Genomic DNA, 25,298 nt, shown 5'->3' with positions numbered 1-25,298 from the left:
AATATCAATTACAAAATCAACAAGTGAGAACTTATCTCAAACAGAGATTACATCCAATCGGTATTGCGAATAATACCAACAGCTAAACCTTCAATCGCTAGGTGCTGACTGGTCAAATCCACTTTAATTGGTGCAAACTCTTCATTTTCTGCATGCAGTAATACCGTCGAGCCTTTACGCTCTAAACGCTTCACCGTTACGTCATCATCAACGCGTGCAACAACAACCTGTCCATCACGAACATCTTGTGTCTTATGCACTGCAAGTAGATCGCCATCCATAATACCGATGTCTTTCATACTCTCACCGTTAACACGCAGTAAGAAGTCCGCTTGTGGTTTAAACATCCCCGGATCGACTTGGTAATGAGTTTCTACGTGCTCTTGAGCAAGGATCGGCTCACCTGCGGCTACTTGACCAATCAATGGTAAACCTTCTTCATCGTTGGCAGCATCTTCTAGTAAGATACGAATACCACGAGAGGCACCAGGAATGATTTCAATCGCTTCTTTACGAGCAAGCGCTTTTAAATGTTCTTCAGCAGCATTGGCTGAACGGAAGCCGAGTTCACGTGCAATTTCAGCACGAGTTGGCGGCATACCTGTCGATTCAATTTTGTTTTTGATCAGGTCAAAAACTTGTTGTTGGCGGGGCGTTAACGGCTTCATAAGTCACCTGTCTTTTTATACAGTTAACTGTGAGTATATCCAGTAATTGGTTAAATGAAAAGCCAATTGATTGTTTTTTGATGAGTTTAGAAAAATAGGATTTCTAGCCAAGTGTAACCCGCCAATAACATGGTAACCATAACCGCTGCGGAGCCGATATCTTTGGCTCGTCCAGACAGCGGATGATGCTCCTCACTAACCCGATCCACCACAGCTTCAATGGCACTATTGAATAACTCCGCGATTAATACCATCACCACTGTCGCGATCAGCAAAATGCGCTCAAGCTGGCTGTCAGCAATAAAAAATGCAGCGGGAATCATCAGGGATGCGAGGATAATTTCTTCTTGAAAAGCAGGCTCATGTTTAAACGCGGCTCTTAATCCTTGGCATGAGTAGCGGGTGGCATTTCTCAGCCGTTTAAATCCATGTGTCGTTTTTGGCTTCAAGCTCTTTTCTCTATTTTATTTAACAAACAATTCATTTAGAACAAAGATTGATGTTTTCATAATCAATAATAAGTAAAAGGTTCGACCAGTTTCTGTTATCCTTGCCGGCTATAAAAATACCCGCTTGGGTGCATTCCCACTTCTATAGTTAGAGAAATGGAAATGCGCTTATGCACAACATCTATTTCGAGGCTAAGAACCTTATGTCTTCTGGACGAATGTTATCGCGTTCCTTGCTAAAACTGCCGATGTCAGTGTTAGTGAAAGGGACCACAATTCCTTCAAACCCTATTGAAGATCATAGCATTGATATAAACAAGCCTATTGTCTACGCTTTGCCATACCGCTCAGATGTCGACTTACTCGCGCTGCAAGCTCAGGTCATAAAATTAGGTCTACCTGATCCACTTGAAGCTGTGGAAATCAACGGTAAGCAATTTAACCGCTACATTTTCACCTCTTCTCGCCAAACGGTCATGAGCAATGACCAAGACGTACCTAGCGACTCGATCACGCAATTCTCTGAACTACTGGAATTGCACAAATTCGATAGTGAGTTGGATGTTCAAGTCATTCCGACAACTGTACTTTGGGGCCGTAAGCCGGGTAAAGAGTCGCAGCAAAAGCCATATCTGCAATCATTAAATGGACCACAAAAAGCTAAAGCGATGCTACTGGCTGGTCGTGATTGTTTAGTACGTATTAGCCCAGTGGTATCACTGCGTTACATGGCAGACTCACACGGTACCGATACTTCGATTGCCCACAAGTTAGCACGCGTTGCTCGTATTCACTTCTCACGTCAGAAGCTAGCCGCATCTGGTCCTAATCTGCCAAGTCGCCAAGCCTTGTTTGATCGCTTAATGCAGTCAAAAGCGATTGAAAAAGTGATTGAAGATGAAGCAAAAGCGAAAAACATTCCGATAGAGAAAGTACGCAAAGAAGCACAAGCGATCATGGATGAGATTGCCGCTGACTTCTCTTACTCACTGATTAAAAATGGTGAGCGCCTACTGGGTTGGCTATGGAACCGTATCTATCAAGGTTTGAACATCACTAACGCCGCGACGGTGCGCAAATTGGCTCAAGATGGTCATGAAATTGTCTACGTTCCTTGTCACCGTAGCCACATGGACTACTTGCTGCTTTCTTATGTTCTCTACCGAGAAGGTATGGTGCCACCGCATATCGCTGCGGGTATCAACCTAAACTTCTTCCCTGCTGGGCCTATCTTCCGTCGTGGCGGTGCGTTCTTTATCCGTCGTAGCTTCAAAGGCAACAAACTTTACTCGACGATCTTCCGTGAATACCTAGCTGAGCTATTTGCTAAAGGATACTCAGTGGAATACTTCAGTGAAGGTGGTCGTTCACGTACTGGTCGTTTACTACAAGCGAAAACTGGCATGCTGGCGATGACGATTCAAGCGATGCTACGCGGTCTTAACCGCCCAGTGACGCTAGTGCCTGTCTACATTGGCTATGAGCACGTTATGGAAGTGGCGACTTACGCCAAAGAGCTGCGTGGTAAACGCAAAGAGAAAGAGAACGCGAGTTTAGTGCTGCGCACTATTCGTAAACTACGTAACTTTGGTCAAGGCTATGTGAACTTCGGTGAACCGATTCCGCTTAATCAATACCTCAATGAGCAAGCACCTGAGTGGACCAAAGATATCGACCCTATGGGCTCTAGCAAACCACAATGGTTAAACCCTGTGGTCAACGATCTTGCCACTAAAATGATGACGCACATTAATGATGCTGCAGCAACCAACGCACTAACGCTATGTGCCACTGCATTGCTTGCTTCTCGCCAACGTGCGCTCTCTCGTGACAGCTTAGTCAATCAGATCGATTGCTACCTTTCAATTCTGAAAAATGTCTCGTATTCATCGACTTATACTGTGCCGCAAGAGGATGCTGAATCTTTGGTTAAGCACGCGGAATCACTAGATAAGTTTATGCTCGAAGCGGACAGCATGGGTGATATTGTCTCTCTCGATCGTAACCAATCGATCTTGATGACTTACTACCGTAACAACATCATTCACCTACTGGCACTGCCGTCGTTGATTGCTCAGATGCTTGTACGTCACCAACAGCTATCACTAGCGCAGATCCAGCAGAATGTGGCGTTGGTTTACCCATTCTTGAAACAAGAGCTGTTCTTGAGTGTTGAAGAAGAAAACTTAGCAGAGCTCACCGAAGCGTATATTGAAGAACTGGCTAGCCAAGGCTTAGTGACCATCAATAGTGAACAGCAAGTATCAATCAACACGGCTAACAGCCAAGTGCTTGTTCTGCTCGGTCGCACTATCACAGAAACTCTGCAGCGCTACTCAATTGCACTGAATCTGTTGGTAGCAAACCCTGAATTGGGTAAATCAGACTTAGAGCTTAAGAGCCAAGATATCGCTCAGCGATTAGGTCGCCTACACGGTATCAATGCGCCTGAGTTCTTCGACAAAGGGGTATTCTCTGCACTGTTTACCACTCTTAAACAGCAAGCCTACCTTGATGTTGATGGTAACTGTGACAGTACTAAGAGTGAGCAACTGGCTTCGCTACTCTACTCAATGCTCTATCCTGAAGTACGCTTAACGATTGAAGAGAGCATCTACCAAGCAGTAGAAGCTAAGCAAGCGTAATAAGATGACTCGCTTTGAAATCTAAAAAGGGCATCCAATGGATGTCCTTTTTGATTACCAGAATGCGATAAACAATCCTATGGTGACGACCATACCGACATAGTTGTTATTGAGGAAGGCTCTAAAACATAAGTCACGCTCGCGGTGACGAATTAAATGCTGCTGAAATACAAACAGCGCACCGACCACCAAAAGGCTCCAATAGTAGCTTGCGCCGAGCTGATACCAGGTACCAACACACATCAACATGGCTAAAGTAATCAACTGTAAGACACCAATCACCATCTTGTCGAAGCGGCCAAACAGAATCGCAGTCGACCTAATCCCTATCTTCAGGTCGTCATCTCGATCAACCATTGCATATTGAGTATCATAAGCAATCGTCCATAGGGCATTAATAGCAAAGATAAACCACACTATCATCGGCACTTCTCCAGATTGCGCCGCCCACGCCATCGGGATTGACCAGCTAAACGCTAGACCTAAAAAGAGCTGTGGTAGATGAGTAAAGCGCTTCATAAATGGGTAGATAAACGCCAGCACTAGACCCACGAAAGAGAGCTGAATCGTCAGCGTATTCATGCTCAATACCAATACGAATGAGCTAATCGCGAGCACCAAAAATAGAGCAATCGCTTCTTTCGAACTAACACGACCTGACGGTAATGGGCGCTGCTTAGTACGTTTAACGTGTCCATCAACCTTACGGTCAGCAAAGTCATTAATTACGCAGCCAGCGGCACGCATAAAAATAACCCCAAGCACAAATACCAACAGGACTTTGAAATCCGGGATACCCTGAGCAGAGATAATTAACGCCCATAAAGTTGGCCAAAGCAGGAGCAAGGTCCCGATGGGTTTGTCCATACGCATCAATTGCCAATACGCGACAGCCTTGTCCGAGGTCATTTAAATACTCTCCTGTGTATAGATGGGCGCGGTAGGTAAAAACAGCTCAGCAACGAGCATCGGCTTATGGTTCATCCACAAACGAGAACGACGCGCGAGTAACACTTCGTCGTTCAATTCGACAATACCAACCTGAAGGGCGTCTCGTTTGACATCATTAGCACTAAAGACGGTGAGCCCTAACGGAATTTCACCTTGCTGAGCCAGATCGAATTCTTGGTCTTGCATTGAGGATTGAGGGATTAGGGTACGACCTAACACCCAAGCTTGGCCATCCCCTTTAAGCACAACTTTACGCAGTAAACACGCCTCTTGTGCTAATAGGGAGATTTCTTGGTCGTTGAGCCTCTCTGCTTTGACAACTTTGTTATGAAGTAGATCTACATTCAAAGATTGGCAATAAGACTCTAATAAACGTGACAATGAGCCCTGTTCTAATAACCATTTTTTTGCACTTTGTGTAGGAAAGCTAAAATTATCAGGGTCTTGCCATTTAGTTTGGCTTAAAGCTGATAAATAAAGCGCAGTCGATTGATTCATACTAGTATTCAATAAGTAGCCTTATCATCGTACAATAAAGCTTCGATCTCTGATGTTAACCACTACTTCGAGTGCTTAACGCATTTTTATTACAAATAGATGCCCTATTGTAACAAGACTCAGGCGATTCGAATATCGTGATTGGAAGAAAGAAAAGTTATAAATATGATTAAACGTTACCTAGCCCAAATATTTTGCCTGTTGAGCCTTGTTATTAGTTTACCGACTTATGCAGAAGAAGAGTCAGCACCTCAGTTAGCCTATTTTACCCTTGAGCCTGATTTAACCACCAACTTCTACACCAAAGGTAAAAAGCTCGGTTATATCCAAGTACGCATCGATATCATGGTTGCCAGTGAAGCCGATTTAAAACTCATCGAGCTGCACCAACCTTTGATTCGTGATGCCGTGATTGAACTGCTAGGCAAACAGTCCGAAGATACTATTACTTCATTAGCTGGACGCGAAGACTTACGTAAGACCCTCGTGAGCCAACTCAATGAAGCTTTACTACCTGAAACAGGTAAAACCATCATTGCTGACTTGCTGTTTACCAAGTACTTATACCAGTAATTCAAGTAAACTCGTGATACAAAAAAGCGGCGCTAAACGCCGCTTTTTATTAGCTACTGTTTGGCATTGGCTCGACTAGCATCGACTAAGCCAAACACCACCCCAGATAACAAACCGACTAAATGGGCAGTATTGGCGATGGCCATAAACGGCTGCATAAAGCCCAGTACCAACCACACCAACATAAAGCCAATAACAGGTTTAGGCATACTCAAACCGACTTGTGGCGCTTTGTAGCCTAACATCCATAAGTATCCGACCAAGGCGTAGACCACACCGGATAAGCCACCAAAGTTGGCCCCTTCGACCCAGTATTGTCCAGCGCCCGACAATGCCGCCGAAACCAGAAACAGTTGAATCAGCTTTGTTGAACCTAGCCTTTGTTCGATATCGCCACCTAACTGCCACCACCACAGTAAGTTAAAAGCGATATGCATCACCGAGAAATGCAATAGAGCATGACCGAACCAGCGCCACAGTTGCCACTCTTGACCTTCAAGAGCTGGAAAGTGTAACGCCTGAAAAATGGCATTGCCCATACCAAGCTGTTGCAAGATAAAGATAACCGCACACACCAGCATCACCAATAAGGTCATTGGCCCGGCTTTGGCTTTGATCATTGCCAGCATACTAGGTGAATTGTAGCTAAAATGACTCTTGCGCGACTCCGCCATATCCCAAGAGGCAGCCTGATATTTACTAGCATCAGGGTTGGCGAGGAAATGATCGAGCTCGGCTTGAGCCTCAACTTGATGTTGGCCGTCCGTTAGCCATAATGCGAATTGCCCTTCTCCCTCAGGCATCATCTGAATATCAATCTGACGTGAGGCCATATAATCAATAAAGGCCTGCGCCATACGCGGATTATTGAGAGAGATGAGTCTATGCATAAAGTTATCCTAGATTGGATTGCGTCGGTAATTGAGCTCTTTGCCAGGCTTCAAAGCCACCATCAACACTATACACCTGCTCAAAGCCTTGGTTAACCAAATACTGAGCGGCGCCTTGGCTACTGACACCGTGGTAACACATCACCAATACTGGCTGTTCAAACTCCACTTCATCCATAAAAGCAACCATAGTGTCATTGGTAAGATGAAAAGCATCTTTGGCATGAGCAACGGCAAAAGATTGTGGGTCACGGATGTCGACCATGGTTGCATCACCCTGCTCCAACAAGCGCTGCGCGCCATCAACATCAATATGTTTAAACTGGTCCATCAACTTTCTCTTTTCTGTTTTATTTATCGACCACCATTGTAACCTATCCAGTGGTTAACAAGTACACGGAGTGAGTAAGGTTATCCACTAGCGATCATATTTCGACCATCTGTGGATAAAACTGTGGATTGCGTTGATAAAGTGTTTATTTGATCATAGATCCACAATATATAGTGATGATCCTTATTTGAATGTGTGTAAACAAGAAACTATCCCCACCAGTAACTTGCCTCTAATGCCTTTATTCACCCTGCTTTCTGACAGATAGCAAAGAAATTTACCACAGAGTTACCCACAGGCAATTAGTTCAAGATTAGATCCCGTTATCGCATTTAAATTCCATTTATGATCGGCAATAAAAAAGCCGAGATCATAAAATCTCGGCTTCTTAAAAATTCAGGGGGAGAGATTAAAACTCGCCAACCGCCGCTTTAAGCTTTTTCATCGCATTCTTTTCGAGCTGACGAATACGTTCTGCAGATACGCTGTAGGTTTCAGCAAGCTCTTGCAGGGTAGATTTGTTGTCATCTAACCAACGTGAACGAACAATATGCTGACTGCGCTCATCTAGGCTCTTAAGCGCTAGGCTCAAACGATTATTGGTGTGAGCTTCCCAGTTTGATGCTTCAACATGGTCTGCAACGTCTGACGCTTTGTCTTCTAGGTAGACCATAGGTGCAGTATATGAGGTCCCCGTATCATCGTCGTCAGTCGGCATCTCAAACGTTGCGTCTTGCGCAGCTAGGCGAGATTCCATTTCACGCACTTCTGATGGCTCTACGCCAAGCTCACGAGCAACAGTTTCTACTTCACCGTTATTGAACCAACCTAGACGTTTTTTCGACTTACGTAAGTTAAAGAACAATTTACGCTGTGCTTTGGTCGTTGCGATTTTCACAATGCGCCAGTTACGTAGCACATACTCGTGAATTTCAGCTTTAATCCAGTGAACCGCGAAAGAGACCAGACGAACTCCCACTTCAGGGTTAAAGCGTTTTACCGCTTTCATCAGGCCAATGTTACCTTCTTGAACTAGGTCAGCCATTGGTAGGCCATAACCTGAATAACCACGAGCAACGTGCACAACAAAGCGCAGGTGCGAAAGGATCAATCCTTTTGCCGCCTCAATTTCGCCGTCGTAATGCAGTCTCTCCGCTAAATCACGCTCCTCTTCAGGAGTTAGCATTGGGTAGCTGTTTACCGAGCGAATATAGCTGTCTAAGCTATCTTGGGTTACAGCTGCCATTGGGTATGCTTGACTTGTCATTCAGTTCCTCATCAATCTCTGATCTGGAGTATTTTTAACCCATAAATCTTGAACCTAAAATGAACAGGTTTCAAGCAGGGGAAAGTTATTATGCACAAACAAACTGTCTACACAAGATAAAGTATACGGTAGCGTGTACTTTTTTCAATAGTATGACAACGTCATAATAAACAGGTTCAATTTAAACAGGTTCTATTTCTTTTAGATGACGCTGAGCAGAAACCTTCGCCGCAAGGCAACCTAAGAAGGTGCCTAACATCACGAGGAGCAAAGACTCATCCCAGCTCAAACCTACCAGTCTGAAGCGACTATCATACAGTAGCGCCAATTGCTCAACACTGTTGTTGAGTATAATTGTGATAACCGCAGTTAAAATCCAAGCAATTGTTGCTCCAAGCAATCCAAACCACATGCCCGAGTATAGATACGGGCGTAAAATATAGCTGTTTGTCGCACCAATTAGCTTCATGGTTTGGATTTCGTCTTTGTTCGCCAGTACGTTAAAACGCAAAGTGTTACCAACAATCAAGAATACCGAGCCCAACATAAGCACAGATAGGGTAACGACAATACCGCCAACAAGGTTCTTAATCGCATCCAAGCGCGTCAGCCAATCCTCATCGAGACGTACGTCAGTAATGCCTTCTTCTTTCGCAACACGTGAGGCTAATTTCTTGATCGATTCCTTATCTTCCATACTTGGCGTAATCACTAATACACCAGGTAAAGCATAATCATCCAGCATGGTCAGCGCGCGCTCAAAGCCTGAATATTGGCTGAGATCATCTAAACCTTGCTGCGGAGAGACGTACTCCACTTTCGCCACATCCGTCGCACTCTCTAGTTGGTCTTTCAATACCATCACGCGCGCTTCAGGGGTTTGCTCTTTTAAGTAAGCACTCACTTGCGAAGGGCTAGTCACATCACTAGACGCTTCAGAAATGTTTTTACCGAGTAAATAGAGTGCAGAAGGCATCGCTAGCGCCATTGAAATAACGGCTAAGGTGAGAATATTCCCCATCGGGCGCAACCAAAGTTCACCTAATGACGCTTTAGCTTGCTTAAGGTGTACGGTGAAGAAACTGTCGCGCTTAACGCGATTCTTGGCACGCTTTGAAGTACTCGCTTTTTTACGAGGATTAATGGCCATAGTCTTCGACCTCACTCAAGAAACCTTGGTTTAACTCTAGATGGCGGTATTGTGGGCGAGTATTCACTAACCCCAGATCGTGAGTGGCCAGTAGGATGGTCACTCCAGCACGGTTAAATTCTTCAAACAGTTTTAACACGCGATTGGATAAGTCAGGGTCAAGGTTACCCGTTGGCTCATCGGCCAATAATAGCGTTGGACGATTAACAACCGCACGGGCAATCCCAACACGCTGCTGCTCACCACCCGACAATTGGCTCGGTAAACACTTAGCTTTATCGAGCAAGCCCGTTTTATCTAACGCGGCAGAAACTCGACGTTTAATCTCGTTTTCCGCAATTGACTCGATGCGCATAGGCAACGCGACGTTATCAAATACGCTTCTATCCATCAGCAGACGATGGTCTTGGAACACAATCCCGATATTGCGACGTAGAAACGGAATATCTTTGCTCGGAATACGAGTGATGTCGTGGTCATTGAAACTGATTTTTCCATCAGTTGGGCGTTCAATGGCACATATCAACTTTAGCAGCGTACTCTTACCGGCACCCGAATGGCCACCGAGAAAGGCCATTTCACCTCGACGGAGATGAAAGTCGACCTTCTGTAAAGCTTGTCGACCACCGCGATAGGCTTTACTCACTTGCTGAAATTTTATCACTCGAAATCCCTCTTAACTGAGTTTCTTCAATTGCTTGTTAGATAGATGACTGGATTAGTCTTCTCGACTGAATAGTGCGTCGATAAATTCTTGTGTTTCAAATGGACGTAGATCGTCAATGCCTTCGCCTACACCGATGTAACGGATAGGGATTTGGAATTGATCCGCTAGGGCGAAGATCACACCACCTTTCGCCGTGCCATCTAACTTAGTTAGAGTAATACCGGTCAGAGGCGCTACATCGCTAAACAGTTTTGCTTGGCTAATCGCATTCTGACCAGTACCCGCATCTAGCGTTAACATGATTTCATGCGGAGCAGAGCCGTCGACTTTTTGCATTACACGGACGATCTTACGCAGCTCTTCCATTAGGTTCGCTTTGTTCTGCAGACGACCGGCGGTATCAGCGATAACCACATCAACACCTTTGGCTTTGGCTGATTCAATCGCATCATAGATAACTGAAGCACTGTCAGCACCGGTATGCTGAGCCACCACTGGGACGTTGTTACGCTCACCCCATACTTGCAGCTGTTCTACCGCTGCGGCGCGGAATGTATCACCGGCCGCCAACATTACTTTCTTGCCTTCCGCTTGGAATTGCTTCGCTAGCTTACCGATAGTCGTCGTTTTACCTACACCGTTTACACCGACCATCAAAATAACGTAAGGCGTTTTGCTGCTATCAACTTCAAGCGGCTTCTCTACGTTAGACAGAATCTCAGCCATCTCTTCTTTGAGCAGACCGTATAGTGCTTCACCATCTTTCAGATCCTGACGAGACGCTTTCTCCGTCAGGTTATCAATAATCTTTAGCGTGGTATCCATACCCACATCAGCAATAAGCAGCTGCTCTTCAAGCTCTTCAAATAGCTCATCATCGATCTGCTTGCCTTTAAACAAGCCAAAGAAGCCAGCACCAATGTTAGCTTTGGTACGCGCTAGGCTGCGTTTAAGACGAGCAAAAAAGCTTTCTGTTGGTTTTTCTTGCTCAGCAACACGAGGCTCAGCTGGCGTAGCAACTTCTTCTATCGCTTCTTCCACTTCAACAACTGCTTCTGCTTCTGCTTCTGCTTCTGCTTCTGCTTCTGCTTCTGCTTCTGCTTGCTGAGTTTTAGTTTGTTCTACTTGCTCGTCAACAGTTTCAAGCTGCTGTTGCTCAAGTTCTTCAGCAGCTTGCTGTGTTTCTTCAACGGGTTGTTTTGCTTGTTCTTCATCACCAAAGCCAAGCCAAGAGAGTAAACCGCGCTTCTTTTTTTCCGTCATCTGGGGCTATCCTAGATCGTCTTAATTAAATCAGACTCTTTTCTGGGGGCTATTATCGCTACTCAGAAAAGACAAATGACAACAAAGTGAAAAGTTTTCACTGATAAAGCGATGGTATACACTTTGTTATCAACAAATTTGGGCTGTATGTTAGCGCTCAACAGCAGAGCGACTGGCTATAGTATCACTTTATTAGCGGTCAAAAAATCTATGGTAAGACGTCGCCAGCAAAACACATCACAAAAAAAGCCATCGGCGGGCTTTGTTCGTATTATTAGCGGCTTATGGAGAGGAAGAAAACTCCCTGTTCATGACGCAGAAGGTCTTAGACCGACAACCGATCGCGTAAAAGAAACGCTATTTAACTGGATAGCACAAGACGTACCACGTGCAAAGTGTCTTGATCTTTTTGCTGGTTCTGGAGGCTTAGGCTTTGAAGCCGCTTCTCGTCAAGCTAAGATGGTGACGCTAATTGAGCTAAACCCACAGGCTTTCAGGCAGTTACAAACGAATATTGCGTCATTAAAAGGCGATAATCTACAAGCGATCAACAGCGATGCGCTTAGCTACTTAAGGCAGCCTGGGACACCTCATCACGTCGTTTTCATCGATCCCCCTTTCCGTAAAGGATTGCTCGATGAAACCGTCGCTTTGTTGGAAAGTAATGGCTGGCTAGCGGACGGCGCTATGATTTATATTGAAACAGAAAAAGAGTTGGCTTTGGAAGGCATTCCGGCACACTGGCACCTACACAGAGAGAAAACCGCAGGACAAGTCTGCTACCGACTGTTTGAACGACAACAAGACTAAATAGGACGTCGATATGAAAGCGTTATTGTTACTCGCAAAAGCCGCGATTGGCTTTGTGTGGTTTATTTTGATTTTTAATATCTTTCACCCTTTCCCAGGAAATTCTGCGATTGCGCTCTACATCATGACCGCATTCTTGCTCATCATGCATGGTCTACAGATGCTGATCTTCATCGGTGCATTTGGTGACAAGATCAGTATGAGCCGCTGGGAAAAATGGTCGATTCTAATTTTTGGTATTTTTGCTCTGCTCGATATCCGACGCAAACATATGATGTAAACAAACGCCGCTCAACTGAGCGGCGTTTTTTGTCTTTTAAGCTAAGTATCCTTTGACCCCATCAAGGAACATCTGGGTAGAGATCATAATCAGCAATAAGCCCATCAACCTTTCCACTGCCTTTAAGCCTCGTTCGCCCAAAATACGATGGAAGAAGTTATAGAACATCAAGATAAAGAAGGTCGCGCCCCACGCTAACAACACCGCGCCCGACAGCTCAAGTAACTTATCTGGGTGTTGACTAGAAAGCAGCAAAATCGACGCAATAACCGAAGGACCAGCAATCATAGGAATAGCCATCGGCACAAAGAATGGCTCTTCACCCGCCGCTAAACCAACAATACTTCCGCCACTTGGGAATATCATTTTTATCGCAATAATGAATAGAATGATACCGCCTGAGATGCTCAAGGTTTCCGGTTGAACATGGAGGAAACTAAGGATGCTTTTACCCGCAAAAAGGAATAACAACAAAATGCCGAGGGCAAAGCAAAGTTCACGTACCAGAACGATACGGCGGCGCTTAGGATCTAAGTGCTTTAATATCGATAGGACGATAGGTAGGTTGCCAAGCGGATCCATGATAAGAAAGATCATGGTCGCGGCAGAAAGAATGTCCATGAATTAAGCCTCCAAAATGTTATAAATCAAGCGCATCAAAAAGTCGGCGAAGTATAACAATCTCATGTTGTGATTTGGAGGCACAAGCGCAATTAATCTCAATCACTTAGCGATTAATGACAGTTTCAGTTAATGGCTACAGACTCGCTCAGCATTAATCTGCCAAATCCCTTCTTGAACAATCACTTTTTCACGCTCAATAAAGAATTCTAATAGCGTATCTAGCGTGAAGCCATTGCACTTACAGGTTCTAAAACGCGCTTGCTCACCAAACGTTTCGTTCACCACAGATTCCAATTCTGATTTGGACATCGGGCGTTCTCTCAATAAGTTTAGAACGTTGTGAGCATGGATTTCAGTCGACATAATGTTTCCTCAACAAGGTTTGATGTGTTGAGAATAACCAATCGAAGCGTTTTTGCTTTGATTTTAGATAACCAGAGAAGCGGTAATCAGACTGTGAGCAAGCAGGTAACTACCCGAGATCAGGTAACGTCCTTGGCGCAGCGGATGTTTATAGTCATGAATGGCAAGTAACACGGCTGATAGCGTTAAGGTAGCAGAACCGATAAAGCCCACCGCACTCGCGCCCCCACCATGAATTAACCACACCTCTCCGGCCGCCCAGTTCAGTTGCAGCAAAACAATCCCCATCATAACAACCGGAAATATCAACTGGTCAATCTTAGGCAGCAACAAGAAAAAGCTCACGACACCGATACCAAGTAGCAATGCCGGTAACCAAAGCACCATGTCGCCAGAAAGCTTGAACCAAAAGGATGCGCTATAACAAAGTTGAGCGGCAATAAAGCCTGCAAAGCTCAACCTAAGGTGTTTCTTAACAAGGTAGAGTCCATCAGCCACCATTGAGATCGCCAACCCTAGCGATACCCACCCAGCCGCGGCACTCATTGGTGCACTGTGACTCCAAAGCATGACTAACAGCAGAAGCAGCGACATTGTTTTAAACATCACAGCCTGCTTCACATGATTATTTTCATTGGCGGAAATACTGATATACCCAGAAAGGGCAACCGATAGCCAGCTCCACATTCGAACACCTCAATAAAAATGAGCTGCTAGTGTAGGCAGACCGACCTAGATGTCTAGCCACAGAAAGCAAAACTTGGATCTTGATGTGAGTTATCTGTTTCTCTCCTCCCGGATTAACCAGTATGCCACCTACTAACCTTCCAAGAACACACCGATAATACTCAACAATTTTATTTAATTGTCTCGATTACACATGCCAAGCCATCAAAAATGGCATACCAATAACAAAAAAACAAAAATGAAAAATACAAATCAATGACTTATGCAAAAAACGAGATTAGATCGCATTTGAAAAGTAGAGATTTATATTAAATTAACCTGACAATATAGTGACAATTTAATACCACTGTCATAGAAACATCAGAAACAGAAAGCCATTTTAACACAAAACAATCTGAAAAATGACCAGAAAAAACCAAGACAGCAAAAACAAAACAAAACTATCATCAACAATATGAAAAAACAAAACAAAAACTTTAAAATCAACAACTTAAAACAAAATCAAATTTAAAATAGATTAAGTAATAGACAAGTTACTTTTTTATAAATCACAGATAACCCCTGCAATTTAGCCCCATTCAACCAAGAAAAGTTACACTTTTGGAGCTTAGGCAACAAAATACTTGATCAAACCACCAAAATACTGCTATTCTAAAAAACATAGAATCAAACATCACATTAAAGGAGCAGTGCTATGATTTCTTCTTCACAAAAACAAGGACTTGTAATGATCGCAGTAGTCGTAGGCCTAATGACACTGCCGATGATGTACTAAGTCAAATTTAAAAACAAAAAGGGACGCAGATGCGTCCCTTTTTGTTTTAATCAACATTTCTTATGGCATTTTTGATTTAATTATCAGCGACATGTCTAGTTTTGACACAATCACTAAAACCACCATTTTTAAGCTTTAGGCTATAAATGCTTAGATAACACATCCCAATGAGCATAATAGAACAGAAGTGCCGCGACAGTAATTAGTGTCATCAGCGTAATTGCCGCTCGCCAGACAAAACGACTACTTCTTGGCGTGAGCTCTTTTTCACATTCATCACACGTGGTTAAGAAGTCTTTGCGATTATCTAGCTTAAAATCTTCTTCATGCACGACTTTATTGCGAATCGTCGCAATGTATCTCAGCTTACCGATCACATCATGAGGAAGCCGTTCTTCACAGCTCGTAATGAGCTGATGCAAACCTCTGCCATCAGCGTGATATTGAGTACGGAGAAGCTTCTCGATACGACGAGTGCGTGTAACCACTTTTTCGATATCAGACATAGTTTTCCTCCATTGCTACTAAGTTTAGCGACATTTGCTCCATCTACTACCTACTCTCCCACTTTTTATCTAACTTGCAAGAAAATTTGTGCTGTAGAATCAATACTTAAACTCTCTCCCAACTTTTTTCTGCTTACAGTGGTGTGATATGGCTCGAATAGTTTTTTGCACTTGAGTATTTTATCTTTATAGCAAGACTCATACCCAGAATAGAGTCTAAAATCTCGCTATCATTACGCTAAACCCATTAGAGGCCGTGAAACATGCCTGTAACGCTATTCATTACTGTTGTTATTTTTGCCCTTGCTAGCGGCTGGGCTTTTGTCCACTTCTATCGCAAGCATATCCAAGGTGAAGACGCGCCCGAACAAACCGCAGATGTCACCGTATTAGACAAGCAATCGATCGATATAGAGAACACTCAACCAGGACAAGAGGACCAAGAATATTGGATCTACGTGCAGAAAGGTCGTTTAGGCCCTAAACGTGAATTCCAAGTTGGTGTGCACTATTTCCACGCTCTCAATCCTGGCGATCAGGGCACGCTCACTTATCAGGGAGATAAGTTTCTCCACTTTGCGCTCAAACGTTAAGGCAATAACCAACGGGTTTTATCGGATTTCGACAGACACCAGCTCATCATTAACGCGCCGCTGCCACTTAACACAATCCATAGCGGAATAACCCAAGCTGGATGTCCCTGATACCAGCCAAACTCTTTCATCGGCCACAAGAAAATAGGGTGAAGGATATAAATCCCTAGGCTGTGCTGGCTGATAAAACCAATTACCTTATTAGCTTGCCCTGATAAGCCTTCACCAAAATAGCGGCAAAGCATAAAGATCATGCTCGCCGCTAGAATCACATTGAGTGTCTTGTACGACAACCAACGTCCGACCGTGTACTCCCCAGCGAGCTGGCTGTTATGAATCACCATATACGCCGTCGTCGCTAATGCCACCGTCCCTAGCAGGGTAAATAGCACAACATAGCCTTTCGACAAGGGCACTCGTTGATAAAGCAGATAACCCAATGGCAGGTAGCCACTGTACAGCCAAAGTTGATGGCTCCACGGCCCATCGATTTTGAGTAAGTACATCAGTGATGTCGCAAGCCATACCGCAACAAAACCATAGAGAGCACTTGCGCCATAACGCATAACCACTAACTGGAAAAACGGGATCACAAAATAGAGTGGAATAAAGTAATAGAAGAACCCAAGGTGATAATAGGTCGCGTGTGATGGACTATCAGCCATTACTTGCTGGGTCACTGAAACGTCATAGCCACTGCTTGTTAAGCCAGAAAGCAGAGCGTAGAACAGCGACCAGAGGAGAAACGGTACTAGCACCTTGCCCAAACGCCGTTTGACATAATACTTGGCATCAAATGGCCGACTATCGCTCAACATCAAGGCGCCAGTAATCAGAATAAACACCGGAACGGCCCAGCGAGTGACGCTATTTACCCCCACCGCGGTCGCCCATTCACCGAAAGGGATCACACCAAACTCATGTCGATACGGCGCAAGCACATGAATCGCAATTACAGCTACTGCGGCCACACAGCGTAGTAAATCAAAAAACAGAACCCTTTCTCTCATACTGACACCTCAGAAAATAACCTCTTGAATATAGCAATAAAAAAGCTGACCGCATGAGTCATTTGGGCAGCTTTTAGTCAATAAACATTCAGGCTAGTTAAGCGATGGCGGTCTGTTTCACTTTCGGTAGCTTGAGTGAGATCAGCGTGGTTAAGGCGAGGAAGACAAAGGATACCCACAAGCAAGCCGACAGACCTGCCATTTGGAATACTAAGCCAGATAGAATCGTGCCGATCAGACGACCCATAGCATTTGCCATGTAATAGAAACCGACATCTAAAGAGACACCATCGCCCTTGGCATAGCTGACAATTAGATACGAATGGAGCGATGAGTTGACCGCAAAAATAGCGCCAAACACCATCAGACCACCGATAATCACCAATTCAGGCTGCCAACCTATTTGCACCGCATAAGCAATAACTGCGGTCACTAGCGCGAGCAATGCGGCCCACACCAAAGCAGCATGACCATCTGGCACTTTACCTTGCGCTTTGCCAGTAATTTTAGGCGCAACGCCCTGCACCACACCGTAAGCTATCGTCCACGCTGCGAGGAAACCGCCAACCCAAGCGTGATCCCAACCAAACACACTACCGAGATAAATAGGCAGGGCAATGACAAACCACACATCACGGGCGCCAAAGAGGAACATACGCGCTGCAGAAAGGATATTTATCGGCTGAGATTTTGAAAACAGCTGACTAAACTTAGGCTTAGTTTTCGCTTTGCCCATATCCGCTTCAAGGCTGATAACGCTACCAATAAACACCATCGTTAACACTGCTGCCATAGCCAATACCGCATATTTAAAGCCGATTATCGACAGAAGTAAGCCACCAACAAAGAACCCCGCCCCTTTGAGCGCATTCTTCGAACCGGTCAAGATAGCAATCCACTTATACAGGGCCCCTTGCTGATCATCAGGGACCAAGGTTTTAATCGCACTCTTGGCACTCATCTTATTGAGGTCTTTGGCGATACCTGACAGAGCCTGAGCTGCCATCACCCAAGGAATGGTTAACATTGCACTTGGTACGGCAAGCATACTGAGCGCAATAATCTGCATCCCCAAGCCCAAGTTCATGGTTTTATTAAGACCTAAACGTGCACCTAGCCAGCCACCTATAAGGTTTGTCACAACACCAAAAAATTCGTAGAAAAGAAACAGTGAAGCAATCTCAAGTGAACTGTAGCCTAAGTCATAAAAGTACAGCACCACCAGCATGCGAAGGGCGCCGTCAGTAACGGTGAAGTTCCAGTAATTGAAAGTCACCAGCATGTATTGGCGAACGCTTTTGCTTAGGTTTGACAACATAACATCCTACCGATTGAGTGGAAGAATTGAGTTTGAGGAGAGATGGTAGAGCTTTTGGATCATCATGATCCAAAAGCTCTTATCGCTGAACAAGGGATTACTTTTGCGCCACCGCGTTGATGTACTCCACTTGAATTGGTTTGGTAAAAGCACCTGGGCGCAATGCCTGAACCTCTTGAACAATCTTGTCCAAGTTCCAACCCTTTTCTAGCAGTAGATGAGCTGCAAATAACCCTGTACGACCAGATCCACCCATGCAGTGCATCGCAACCTTACCGCCATTGTCGACGACCTTATGTAGCTCAGGACTCGCCGCTTGCCACTTGGCAGCAAAATCAGCACCCGGTGCGCAATCATCTTCAATTTCGATTTGAAACCACTGCATACCGAGGGCACGAGCTTTTTCGCCCAAAGCAGCAACATCTTTACTCGCTAGCTCCGCGTCATCTAACGCAGTAACAATCGCTTCAACACCTTGCTCTTTAAGCTGCGCTAGCGATGAGTCTAGATCAACATCTTTAGTCCCTGGACACGGAGTCAGGACTAACGCACCAGCATCTAAATCGAGTTGCCATGTAGGATGTGACATATTCATTTCCACAATTTTTATATGTTTAAATTAATACTCAAAATAATTGGAGTTGCAGCTAGGCAACAAGCAAGTTCAGCCCTATGAGCATAGGTTTCCTATGTGATTAGGGCGGCCGGCGATCCGGTGGACTTGTGCAGTTAACAACGCTGCGGCTTCAAGTATGAAGAGTATTAAGCTAGGCCAACGTTACGTACTAACTCTGCAGTACGTGTCGCATAGCCCATTTCGTTATCGTACCAAGCGTAGATCTTAACCATGCGTTTACCCACCAGCATGGTTGATAGCGCATCAACAATTGTTGAGCGTTGGTCGCCTTTGTAATCAATAGAAACTAATGGTCGTTCTTCAAAACCAAGGATGCCTTTCAGTTCATTCTCAGACGCTTGTTTCAGCATCGCGTTAACTTCTTCTGCCGTGGTGTCTTGCTTCACTTCGAAGATAATGTCTGTCAAAGAAGCGTTCGCTAATGGAACACGTACAGCATGGCCATTGATGCGGTTTTCTAGCTCCGGGAAGATCTCAACAATCGCCTTAGCACTACCTGTTGTAGTTGGGATTAGGCTCATGCCACACGCACGCGCACGGCGTAAGTCTTTATGCGGCGCATCTAGAATAGTTTGCGTGTTGGTTAGATCGTGAATCGTCGTGAATGACGCGTTCTCGATGCCAAGCTTCTCGTTGATCACTTTAACCACAGGTGCAATACAGTTTGTTGTACAAGACGCTGCCGTTACGATTTTGTGCACTGCAGGGTCAAAGATATGGTCATTGACACCGACAACGATGTTCGCGATACCTTCTTCTTTCACTGGTGCCGATACCACAACACGTTTCACGCCTTGCTCTAAGTATTTGTTTAGGAATGATGTCTTACGGTGGACACCCGTCGCTTCAATCACCACATCACAGCCAGACCAATCGATAGCATCAATGTCGCGCTGTTGAGTGGTTTTGATGCGTTGACCATTGATGATCATCTCATCGCCTTCAACAGACACTTCATGGTGCCAACGACCCTGAACTGAATCAAACTCTAGAAGGTGAGCCAATGTTGCTGTATCGCCAGCAACATCGTTAATTTGAACAAACTCTAGCTCTTGCCAATCGAAAGCTGCGCGAAGTGCTAGACGACCGATACGGCCAAAACCATTAATACCTACTTTAACTGCCATGTTTTTGTCTCTCAGTTAGTGGTTACTCCTCAAATTTGAGGGAGTAAAGTTTTGTGATTCGTTAAACGCAACATTGAGGGCGTGAAGTCATCGCTTCTAAGCGCTCGATATCTTGTTGGTATTCAGTTTTCAAACAGTTCGATGCGATCAGGTCATCGATCAACTTTCGCATCCAACCGGGTAAATTAGTTGATAAACGGTAGAACACCCATTGCCCCTGCCTAACGTCAGTCAAAATGCCGCTCGAACGCAATTGAGCAAGGTGGCGAGATATTTTGGGCTGACTCTCTTGCAGTGCCTGTGTGAGCTCGCCCACCGATAAACACTCTTGGCGCACAATCAGCATTAAGCAGCGCACTCGTGTTTCATCAGATAACAGTTTAAAAAATTGATGAGGAAGCATGGTTATATACTCATATCTGGATATGCATATATATTAGACAGTGAAACACATACGTCAATCCATATATATAGATTTTCATAAAAGTTTCATTTAGAGGGGTAAAAGAGATTAGATGATGGTGTTAAGCTCTTGGCTCCAACGCTGAGCCTGCGAAATGCGTGATGAAATCTCATCAAAGGATAGGTCGAGAAATTCACATAGCTCCTCAACCCCCTTCCAATCCGCTTTCTCGTAACACTCCTCAAGTGTCAAAAGCTCGCCATAAGGGCCAGTTCGACGGATAATAGCGCCTTTTATTGAATTAGAAAGCGGAAGCTGTTCCACGACATCTTCTAAAGACATATCAAACATCGCATCCAGCATAGAAAACAACCCGATCAAAAAGGCCTGATCTTGATGCCTATCAAAAGGCATATCTTTCGACATTAAATAAAAGAACTGTGCACGTTGCAGTGATAACCTAAAAACCTCTTTCGGTTTAGTATCAGTAACAAATGAGGCAATCGCTAACGAAACAAACATTTTCAATCGATCGCCACCTAAATAAAGTAACGCTTGCTTGAATGAGGATATCGGCACTTCGAGACGATCTGACATAGTATTAACGAAACGAAGTAGCTTGTATGAGAGTGCGATATCTCGACTAATTAGCTGCTCAACCTTCTTATAATTAATATCTTCTCGACATACTTCCCGAACCAAAGCCAATGCGGTTGCATGCTGTGGGCTAATATAACGCTGGCGATACACTCGAGGCTTACTAAAAAAGTAACCTTGGAAAAAGTTAAAGCCAGCCGCTCGAGTAGTAAGGAAGTCTTGCTCTGTTTCTACGCGCTCAGCCAAAAACTTACGTTTACTGCCTTTGTCACGATACTCTTTAACAAAAGCACACGCTTCTTCAATACCAGTCGCCGATATATCAATTTTAATAATTTTGACATATGGCATGAAGCGTTTCCATTCCGGCTTATAAACAAAATCATCCAACGCAATAATGTAACCACGAGAGTGGATCTCTTTAATCGCTTCAAACAGTTCATCATTAGGTGTGCATGTTTCTAAAATTTCAACCACGATCTTCTTACGAGGTAAGGATAGGGGCAATAAGCGCAGCAGACTAGTTTGAGGGAAGTTGATAAAAGCTCGAGAGGTCTCGACATCAGGGTTTGTACCGACAGCCAAAAAGTTCTCAACAATCAGACGATATGTCGCTCGATTGGATTCAATATGGGCAGGATAGCTATTTTGTTCACTATCGCGAAATAACAGCTCATAGCCCATAGTTTGTCGCTTAGCGTTAAATATAGGTTGGCGTGCCACATATGTTTCATAAGTTTCATAAGTTTCTTTTGAACGATATGGCATGATTATCTACAGCGTGTCAATGATTTCATAAAGCACACTCATTCACAGAGGGTATATGTTAGAACGTACTATCCTGTCAACTGATACAAAACTGCCACAGAATCAGGCCACTAGTTGGCTAGTACAAACCAATGAGAAATGTTTACTGTCAGCATATCAAGTCAGTCATTTATTGTGATGGTAATCACACTTAAGGTATTCATCAAGTCAATTTTTTGTCAAATAAGTACTGGCGCGGAGAAAGGAACACAACACATCAGTGCTACAATTTTGCTGCGGCAAGCAAAGCACCACAGCCCATAAACATTGATCCGAATACCTTGTTGATTTTCGACATAATCTTATCTGAACGAATAAAGCGGCCCATTTGCGAAGCCAAACTGGTGTAGCCAAGCATAACAACAGCATCAATAAAGACAGTTGTGAGGCCCAATACCATTAGCTGAGTCAGTTGGTCTTTAGTCGGGTCAATAAACTGCGGAAACAGTGCAACCAGAAAAACAATCGATTTAGGATTAGTTAGGTTGATCAAAATCGCCTTGCGCATCAGGTCCATGCTCGATAGATGCGCGCCCGCTTCATCGGTCGCAATGCTAGAATGATCACGCCACTTATGAATACCTAGCCAGATCAGATAAGCCGCGCCGACCCACTTAATCACACTAAAAGCGAACGCAGACTGAGCAACTAAAGCGCCAATGCCCGCACCGACTAACATAATATGGATCGTGAGGCCGACCTGAAGCCCTGCAATCGCGGCAAGCGAACGCCTTGTGCCATAGCTTAAACCATTACTAATCGAGTTTACTGTACCCGACCCAGGGGCAAGACTGAACACAATTGCGGTTACCACATAAGCAAGCCAAACATGTATATCCATAGTATTTCCTCTCGACTAAACGCCCTTAGCCACACATAATCTAGTTCTGTTGCACAACTCAAACCACAATCAGGCTTTACTTGACCATGAATGATTCACGCTCCAACATTAGTCCTTTTTATACTCAAGAGTCCAATTTTGAGCAAGTGATCAATGGTAGTATTGCCAACTTATGGCGCTCTCGTGAAGAAGGCTATCTGAAGTCGTTTGATAAGAAAGCACTTTATTGGATTAAGCTGACTTCACCTCAACATGATAAAGCAATTGTCGTGGTTAACGGACGTATTGAATGCACCTCTAAGTACCAAGAGCTTTTCTACGATCTCTTCCAGCAAGGCTATAATATTTATTCATTTGATCATCGCGGCCAAGGCTTGTCTGATCGCCTAATTGAAGATAAGCAAATGGGCTTTGTCGGTGAGTTTGATGATTACATTAAAGACTTAGCTCAGATCATCGAACATTTTGATTTATCTGGTTATTCAAAGCGCTATCTACTTGGCCACTCAATGGGCGGCAATATTGCGACTCGTTATCTGCAAACACATGACGCCAAGTTTGATGCCGTTGCCCTCAGTGCGCCTATGTATGGGGTAAACCTACCTTGGCACCTCAAACCAATTGCGACAATATTAGGCCAAGTACTCACTGCGGTTTACCCCAAACCAACCTTTGCTCCGGGGCAAGTCGCCTATTACCCAAAACCTTTTGCGGGCAATCAACTTAGCCAAAGTAACGCCCGTTACCACTGGTTCCGCAATTGGTATGAGCAGCACCCAGAACTGAAAATTGGTGGTGCCAGCACTCAATGGGTATGGCAAGGATTGATGGCTTGTAAGCAGTGCTATCTGATGACTCGTCATATCAAGACTCCACTGTTGGTAATGCAAGCTGGCGATGATCAAATCGTCTCAAACCAAGCGCAAACTCAGTTTATGAAAAAACTCGCCAAGACCCATAGCCAATGTGAGTTTAAGATTATTCATAACGCCAAGCATGAATTGCTGTTTGAAAAAGACCAATATCGTAACCAAGCACTGGATGCGACTTTGCAGTTCTTCGCTCAATACTAAAATAGGAAATAGCGGAGGGCGATCTTTACCCTCTTTTTCCCCTTTATGTTCAAGTAAAATACCCTCTCTACCCAAACGGGAAACTATTCGCACTGCATACGAGGGTGATATGACCGAAGCACGCAAAGATACTCCTTTTCACATTGTAGCCTCAGATCTCGATGGCACTCTTCTCGCACCAAACCACCAGCTTAGTGCCTACTCCAAAGAGACATTAAAAACACTGCATGAAAAAGGCTTTACCTTTATTTTTGCGACTGGTCGCCACCATATTGATGTGGCTGGAATTCGTGAGATTGCAGGTATTCCGGCTTACATGATCACTTCTAATGGTGCGCGCGTTCATGACCAGAATGATCAACTGATGTACAGCAAGAATGTCCCTCAAGAATTGGTTCAGCCAGTGATCGACGTGATCCGCCAAGATCCAAACATCTTTATCCACATGTACCAAAATGAAGATTGGTTACTCGACCGTGACGATGAAATGCTGGCGAAATTCCACAGCGAATCAGGCTTTGCTTATAAGCGCTTTGCAGCGGATGCAGCACCTACTGATGGCATTGCTAAAGTGTTCTTTACTCACCCTGAGCAAGACCATGACCACCTAGTGACTTTTGAGCAAAAACTGCGTGATACATTTGGTGACAAGCTGAATATCGCGTTCTCTACACCTTGGTGTCTGGAAGTGATGGCGGCTGAAGTGTCTAAGGGCCACGCACTAGAAGCGGTTGCCAAGTCACTCGATCTAACGTTAGACAACTGCATTGCGTTTGGTGATGGTATGAACGATGCAGAAATGCTAGCAATGGCAGGCAAAGGATTGGTGATGGGGACTTCACACCATAAAGTGAAAGAAGCACTACCAAACAATGAAGTGATCGGCAGTAACGCAGACGATGCCGTTGCGCATTATCTGCAAGATAACCTGTTATAACAGCACACTTATTTATCTTCATCAGGCAGCACTATCGCTACCTGATTTTGTTCTATCGCTCTAACGCTGACTTGGCAGCTTTTCTTTATCTAGAATCGCCTGCCACTCTTGCTCACTGACAGGCATGATAGAAAGGCGGTTACCACGCTTAACTAACGGCATATTTTCTAACTCTGGCATCGCTTTCATCACCGTCAGCGGGATCAGACGCTCCGTTTTACGTACAAATTCAATATCGACCATTACCCACCTTGGGTTGTCTGGGCTCGAGTTCGGATCGTAATAATCACTTTCTGGGTCAAAAGCAAAATGGTCGGGATAAGCCTCTTTGGTCACCTTAGCGATACCCGCAACGCCAACTTTCTTACACGATGAATGGTAAATCAGCACTAAATCGCCCTCTTTTACCTCATCTCGCATCATATTTCGCGCCTGATAATTACGCACACCTTCCCAGCAAGAACTATTTTGTGTTCTGAGAGTGTCAATAGAGAAGGTGTCCGGTTCTGTTTTGAATAACCAATATGCCATAATAGAATCCGCCAGTTTCTGAATAGG

At 44.5% G+C, this 25,298-nt stretch carries 29 protein-coding genes; 7 read left to right on the top strand and 22 right to left on the bottom strand.

The genetic code is table 11. The features are described from left to right. Positions 1 to 47 precede the first annotated feature (47 nt). Together lexA and ACU01J_RS18420 are read right to left on the bottom strand one after the other, a co-directional pair. Positions 48 to 668 (bottom strand): transcriptional repressor LexA, encoded by a 621-nt coding sequence (lexA, locus tag ACU01J_RS18425; RefSeq protein WP_053441699.1) that lies wholly within the window; start codon positions 666 to 668, stop codon positions 48 to 50. Between the two features lie 86 nt (positions 669 to 754). Next, positions 755 to 1,117, bottom strand: a complete 363-nt coding sequence (locus tag ACU01J_RS18420; RefSeq protein WP_394128402.1) for a diacylglycerol kinase — start codon at positions 1,115 to 1,117, stop codon at positions 755 to 757. A gap of 203 nt (positions 1,118 to 1,320) precedes the next feature. On the opposite strand from ACU01J_RS18420, the gene plsB reads away from it, so the two are divergent. Continuing rightward, positions 1,321 to 3,762 (top strand): glycerol-3-phosphate 1-O-acyltransferase PlsB, encoded by a 2,442-nt coding sequence (gene plsB / locus ACU01J_RS18415; RefSeq protein WP_481087033.1) that lies wholly within the window; start codon positions 1,321 to 1,323, stop codon positions 3,760 to 3,762. 54 nt (positions 3,763 to 3,816) lie between these two features. Here plsB and ubiA read toward each other — a convergent pair whose 3' ends face one another. Further along, on the bottom strand, positions 3,817 to 4,671 hold the full coding sequence (gene ubiA, locus ACU01J_RS18410) for a 4-hydroxybenzoate octaprenyltransferase (protein WP_481087019.1): 855 nt from the start codon (positions 4,669 to 4,671) through the stop codon (positions 3,817 to 3,819). Beyond that, a complete protein-coding gene (locus tag ACU01J_RS18405; RefSeq protein ID WP_481087018.1) occupies positions 4,672 to 5,211 on the bottom strand; it encodes a chorismate lyase in 540 nt (179 codons plus the stop codon). 165 nt (positions 5,212 to 5,376) lie between these two features. On the opposite strand from ACU01J_RS18405, the gene ACU01J_RS18400 reads away from it, so the two are divergent. Continuing rightward, positions 5,377 to 5,784, top strand: a complete 408-nt coding sequence (locus tag ACU01J_RS18400) for a flagellar basal body-associated protein FliL (RefSeq protein WP_481087017.1) — start codon at positions 5,377 to 5,379, stop codon at positions 5,782 to 5,784. A gap of 53 nt (positions 5,785 to 5,837) precedes the next feature. Here ACU01J_RS18400 and glpG read toward each other — a convergent pair whose 3' ends face one another. The 6 genes from glpG to ftsY form a co-directional block, all read right to left on the bottom strand. Continuing rightward, a complete protein-coding gene (glpG, locus tag ACU01J_RS18395) occupies positions 5,838 to 6,674 on the bottom strand; it encodes a rhomboid family intramembrane serine protease GlpG (protein ID WP_481087016.1) in 837 nt (278 codons plus the stop codon). A gap of 4 nt (positions 6,675 to 6,678) precedes the next feature. Next, the gene (gene glpE / locus ACU01J_RS18390) at positions 6,679 to 7,005 is read right to left on the bottom strand and encodes a thiosulfate sulfurtransferase GlpE (RefSeq protein ID WP_053441693.1); all 327 of its coding nucleotides are present in this window, start codon (positions 7,003 to 7,005) and stop codon (positions 6,679 to 6,681) included. Between the two features lie 409 nt (positions 7,006 to 7,414). Beyond that, positions 7,415 to 8,272, bottom strand: coding sequence for an RNA polymerase sigma factor RpoH (rpoH, locus tag ACU01J_RS18385; RefSeq protein WP_481087015.1), 858 nt, complete (start codon positions 8,270 to 8,272; stop codon positions 7,415 to 7,417). Positions 8,273 to 8,453: 181 nt separating this feature from the next. Beyond that, positions 8,454 to 9,422 (bottom strand): permease-like cell division protein FtsX, encoded by a 969-nt coding sequence (gene ftsX, locus ACU01J_RS18380; protein WP_481087014.1) that lies wholly within the window; start codon positions 9,420 to 9,422, stop codon positions 8,454 to 8,456. Continuing rightward, positions 9,412 to 10,086 carry a cell division ATP-binding protein FtsE gene (gene ftsE, locus ACU01J_RS18375; RefSeq protein WP_134837024.1) on the bottom strand — a complete coding sequence of 225 codons (675 nt, stop codon included), beginning with the start codon at positions 10,084 to 10,086 and terminating at the stop codon, positions 9,412 to 9,414. Before ftsE ends, ftsX begins: the two co-directional genes overlap by 11 nt. Before the next feature lie 54 nt (positions 10,087 to 10,140). Continuing rightward, entirely contained in the window at positions 10,141 to 11,352 is a 1,212-nt protein-coding gene (gene ftsY / locus ACU01J_RS18370) for a signal recognition particle-docking protein FtsY (protein WP_481087013.1), read from the bottom strand. Between the two features lie 210 nt (positions 11,353 to 11,562). Here ftsY and rsmD point away from each other — a divergent pair, with 210 nt between their 5' ends. Beyond that, positions 11,563 to 12,162 (top strand): 16S rRNA (guanine(966)-N(2))-methyltransferase RsmD, encoded by a 600-nt coding sequence (gene rsmD / locus ACU01J_RS18365; RefSeq protein WP_481087012.1) that lies wholly within the window; start codon positions 11,563 to 11,565, stop codon positions 12,160 to 12,162. Positions 12,163 to 12,175: 13 nt separating this feature from the next. Further along, entirely contained in the window at positions 12,176 to 12,442 is a 267-nt protein-coding gene (locus tag ACU01J_RS18360) for a DUF1145 domain-containing protein (protein WP_481087011.1), read from the top strand. A gap of 36 nt (positions 12,443 to 12,478) precedes the next feature. On the opposite strand, the gene ACU01J_RS18355 is transcribed toward ACU01J_RS18360, so the two are convergent. The 4 genes from ACU01J_RS18355 to ACU01J_RS18340 all read right to left on the bottom strand — a co-directional run bounded on the left by ACU01J_RS18355 (position 12,479) and on the right by ACU01J_RS18340 (position 15,397). After that, positions 12,479 to 13,063, bottom strand: a complete 585-nt coding sequence (locus tag ACU01J_RS18355) for a YhgN family NAAT transporter (protein WP_481087010.1) — start codon at positions 13,061 to 13,063, stop codon at positions 12,479 to 12,481. A 129-nt stretch (positions 13,064 to 13,192) separates the two neighbouring features. After that, the gene (locus ACU01J_RS18350) at positions 13,193 to 13,429 is read right to left on the bottom strand and encodes a YecH family metal-binding protein (protein WP_481087009.1); all 237 of its coding nucleotides are present in this window, start codon (positions 13,427 to 13,429) and stop codon (positions 13,193 to 13,195) included. Between the two features lie 63 nt (positions 13,430 to 13,492). Beyond that, positions 13,493 to 14,116, bottom strand: a complete 624-nt coding sequence (locus ACU01J_RS18345; RefSeq protein WP_481087008.1) for a lysoplasmalogenase — start codon at positions 14,114 to 14,116, stop codon at positions 13,493 to 13,495. 915 nt (positions 14,117 to 15,031) lie between these two features. Continuing rightward, complete coding sequence (locus tag ACU01J_RS18340; RefSeq protein ID WP_004409587.1) at positions 15,032 to 15,397, bottom strand: hypothetical protein; 366 nt, start codon at positions 15,395 to 15,397, stop codon at positions 15,032 to 15,034. Positions 15,398 to 15,660: 263 nt separating this feature from the next. On the opposite strand from ACU01J_RS18340, the gene ACU01J_RS18335 reads away from it, so the two are divergent. After that, complete coding sequence (locus ACU01J_RS18335; protein ID WP_481087007.1) at positions 15,661 to 15,990, top strand: DUF2500 domain-containing protein; 330 nt, start codon at positions 15,661 to 15,663, stop codon at positions 15,988 to 15,990. Here ACU01J_RS18335 and ACU01J_RS18330 read toward each other — a convergent pair. From ACU01J_RS18330 to rhtB, 7 genes are all read right to left on the bottom strand, one after another. Further along, a complete protein-coding gene (locus tag ACU01J_RS18330; protein WP_481087006.1) occupies positions 15,987 to 17,000 on the bottom strand; it encodes an acyltransferase in 1,014 nt (337 codons plus the stop codon). The two genes, ACU01J_RS18335 and ACU01J_RS18330, sit on opposite strands and share 4 nt — an antisense overlap. A 97-nt stretch (positions 17,001 to 17,097) precedes the next feature. After that, on the bottom strand, positions 17,098 to 18,318 hold the full coding sequence (gene arsJ / locus ACU01J_RS18325) for an organoarsenical effux MFS transporter ArsJ (RefSeq protein WP_481087005.1): 1,221 nt from the start codon (positions 18,316 to 18,318) through the stop codon (positions 17,098 to 17,100). A 97-nt stretch (positions 18,319 to 18,415) separates the two neighbouring features. Beyond that, complete coding sequence (locus ACU01J_RS18320) at positions 18,416 to 18,907, bottom strand: cyclin-dependent kinase inhibitor 3 family protein (RefSeq protein ID WP_481087004.1); 492 nt, start codon at positions 18,905 to 18,907, stop codon at positions 18,416 to 18,418. A 173-nt stretch (positions 18,908 to 19,080) separates the two neighbouring features. Continuing rightward, positions 19,081 to 20,082: an ArsJ-associated glyceraldehyde-3-phosphate dehydrogenase gene (locus ACU01J_RS18315; protein ID WP_481087003.1), complete on the bottom strand. Its 1,002-nt coding sequence runs from the start codon at positions 20,080 to 20,082 to the stop codon at positions 19,081 to 19,083. A gap of 61 nt (positions 20,083 to 20,143) precedes the next feature. Beyond that, positions 20,144 to 20,485: a metalloregulator ArsR/SmtB family transcription factor gene (locus tag ACU01J_RS18310; RefSeq protein ID WP_481087002.1), complete on the bottom strand. Its 342-nt coding sequence runs from the start codon at positions 20,483 to 20,485 to the stop codon at positions 20,144 to 20,146. Between the two features lie 108 nt (positions 20,486 to 20,593). Then, positions 20,594 to 21,850: an EAL and HDOD domain-containing protein gene (locus ACU01J_RS18305; RefSeq protein WP_481087001.1), complete on the bottom strand. Its 1,257-nt coding sequence runs from the start codon at positions 21,848 to 21,850 to the stop codon at positions 20,594 to 20,596. 262 nt (positions 21,851 to 22,112) lie between these two features. Next, the gene (gene rhtB, locus ACU01J_RS18300; RefSeq protein WP_481087000.1) at positions 22,113 to 22,730 is read right to left on the bottom strand and encodes a homoserine/homoserine lactone efflux protein; all 618 of its coding nucleotides are present in this window, start codon (positions 22,728 to 22,730) and stop codon (positions 22,113 to 22,115) included. Positions 22,731 to 22,816: 86 nt separating this feature from the next. Here rhtB and ACU01J_RS18295 point away from each other — a divergent pair, with 86 nt between their 5' ends. Next, complete coding sequence (locus tag ACU01J_RS18295; RefSeq protein WP_481086999.1) at positions 22,817 to 23,803, top strand: alpha/beta fold hydrolase; 987 nt, start codon at positions 22,817 to 22,819, stop codon at positions 23,801 to 23,803. A gap of 109 nt (positions 23,804 to 23,912) precedes the next feature. Continuing rightward, on the top strand, positions 23,913 to 24,740 hold the full coding sequence (locus tag ACU01J_RS18290) for a Cof-type HAD-IIB family hydrolase (RefSeq protein ID WP_481086998.1): 828 nt from the start codon (positions 23,913 to 23,915) through the stop codon (positions 24,738 to 24,740). A 60-nt stretch (positions 24,741 to 24,800) separates the two neighbouring features. Here the strand turns inward: ACU01J_RS18290 and ACU01J_RS18285 are convergent, their stop codons facing one another. Beyond that, on the bottom strand, positions 24,801 to 25,271 hold the full coding sequence (locus ACU01J_RS18285; protein WP_481086997.1) for an EVE domain-containing protein: 471 nt from the start codon (positions 25,269 to 25,271) through the stop codon (positions 24,801 to 24,803). Positions 25,272 to 25,298 lie beyond the last annotated feature (27 nt).

Source organism: Vibrio sp. 2433-A1 (assembly GCF_056726085.1).
Note: the sequence above shows the minus strand (reverse complement) of the source record. Positions and strands in the feature narration are given on the sequence as shown.

Coding starts and splice junctions, on each gene's coding strand:
- glpG (WP_481087016.1), bottom strand. CDS start 6,674: ATGCATAGACTCATCTCTCTCAATAATCCGCGTATGGCGCAGGCCTTT.
- ACU01J_RS18335 (WP_481087007.1), top strand. CDS start 15,661: ATGCCTGTAACGCTATTCATTACTGTTGTTATTTTTGCCCTTGCTAGC.
- arsJ (WP_481087005.1), bottom strand. CDS start 18,318: ATGTTGTCAAACCTAAGCAAAAGCGTTCGCCAATACATGCTGGTGACT.
- rsmD (WP_481087012.1), top strand. CDS start 11,563: ATGGTAAGACGTCGCCAGCAAAACACATCACAAAAAAAGCCATCGGCG.
- ACU01J_RS18315 (WP_481087003.1), bottom strand. CDS start 20,082: ATGGCAGTTAAAGTAGGTATTAATGGTTTTGGCCGTATCGGTCGTCTA.
- ACU01J_RS18340 (WP_004409587.1), bottom strand. CDS start 15,397: ATGTCTGATATCGAAAAAGTGGTTACACGCACTCGTCGTATCGAGAAG.
- ACU01J_RS18360 (WP_481087011.1), top strand. CDS start 12,176: ATGAAAGCGTTATTGTTACTCGCAAAAGCCGCGATTGGCTTTGTGTGG.
- ftsX (WP_481087014.1), bottom strand. CDS start 9,422: ATGGCCATTAATCCTCGTAAAAAAGCGAGTACTTCAAAGCGTGCCAAG.
- ACU01J_RS18285 (WP_481086997.1), bottom strand. CDS start 25,271: ATGGCATATTGGTTATTCAAAACAGAACCGGACACCTTCTCTATTGAC.
- ACU01J_RS18305 (WP_481087001.1), bottom strand. CDS start 21,850: ATGCCATATCGTTCAAAAGAAACTTATGAAACTTATGAAACATATGTG.
- ACU01J_RS18330 (WP_481087006.1), bottom strand. CDS start 17,000: ATGAGAGAAAGGGTTCTGTTTTTTGATTTACTACGCTGTGTGGCCGCA.
- ACU01J_RS18355 (WP_481087010.1), bottom strand. CDS start 13,063: ATGGACATTCTTTCTGCCGCGACCATGATCTTTCTTATCATGGATCCG.
- ACU01J_RS18350 (WP_481087009.1), bottom strand. CDS start 13,429: ATGTCGACTGAAATCCATGCTCACAACGTTCTAAACTTATTGAGAGAA.
- ACU01J_RS18400 (WP_481087017.1), top strand. CDS start 5,377: ATGATTAAACGTTACCTAGCCCAAATATTTTGCCTGTTGAGCCTTGTT.
- ftsY (WP_481087013.1), bottom strand. CDS start 11,352: ATGACGGAAAAAAAGAAGCGCGGTTTACTCTCTTGGCTTGGCTTTGGT.
- ACU01J_RS18320 (WP_481087004.1), bottom strand. CDS start 18,907: ATGTCACATCCTACATGGCAACTCGATTTAGATGCTGGTGCGTTAGTC.
- ACU01J_RS18290 (WP_481086998.1), top strand. CDS start 23,913: ATGACCGAAGCACGCAAAGATACTCCTTTTCACATTGTAGCCTCAGAT.
- ubiA (WP_481087019.1), bottom strand. CDS start 4,671: ATGACCTCGGACAAGGCTGTCGCGTATTGGCAATTGATGCGTATGGAC.
- ACU01J_RS18295 (WP_481086999.1), top strand. CDS start 22,817: ATGAATGATTCACGCTCCAACATTAGTCCTTTTTATACTCAAGAGTCC.
- lexA (WP_053441699.1), bottom strand. CDS start 668: ATGAAGCCGTTAACGCCCCGCCAACAACAAGTTTTTGACCTGATCAAA.
- ACU01J_RS18310 (WP_481087002.1), bottom strand. CDS start 20,485: ATGCTTCCTCATCAATTTTTTAAACTGTTATCTGATGAAACACGAGTG.
- plsB (WP_481087033.1), top strand. CDS start 1,321: ATGTCTTCTGGACGAATGTTATCGCGTTCCTTGCTAAAACTGCCGATG.
- ACU01J_RS18405 (WP_481087018.1), bottom strand. CDS start 5,211: ATGAATCAATCGACTGCGCTTTATTTATCAGCTTTAAGCCAAACTAAA.
- rpoH (WP_481087015.1), bottom strand. CDS start 8,272: ATGACAAGTCAAGCATACCCAATGGCAGCTGTAACCCAAGATAGCTTA.
- glpE (WP_053441693.1), bottom strand. CDS start 7,005: ATGGACCAGTTTAAACATATTGATGTTGATGGCGCGCAGCGCTTGTTG.
- rhtB (WP_481087000.1), bottom strand. CDS start 22,730: ATGGATATACATGTTTGGCTTGCTTATGTGGTAACCGCAATTGTGTTC.
- ACU01J_RS18345 (WP_481087008.1), bottom strand. CDS start 14,116: ATGTGGAGCTGGCTATCGGTTGCCCTTTCTGGGTATATCAGTATTTCC.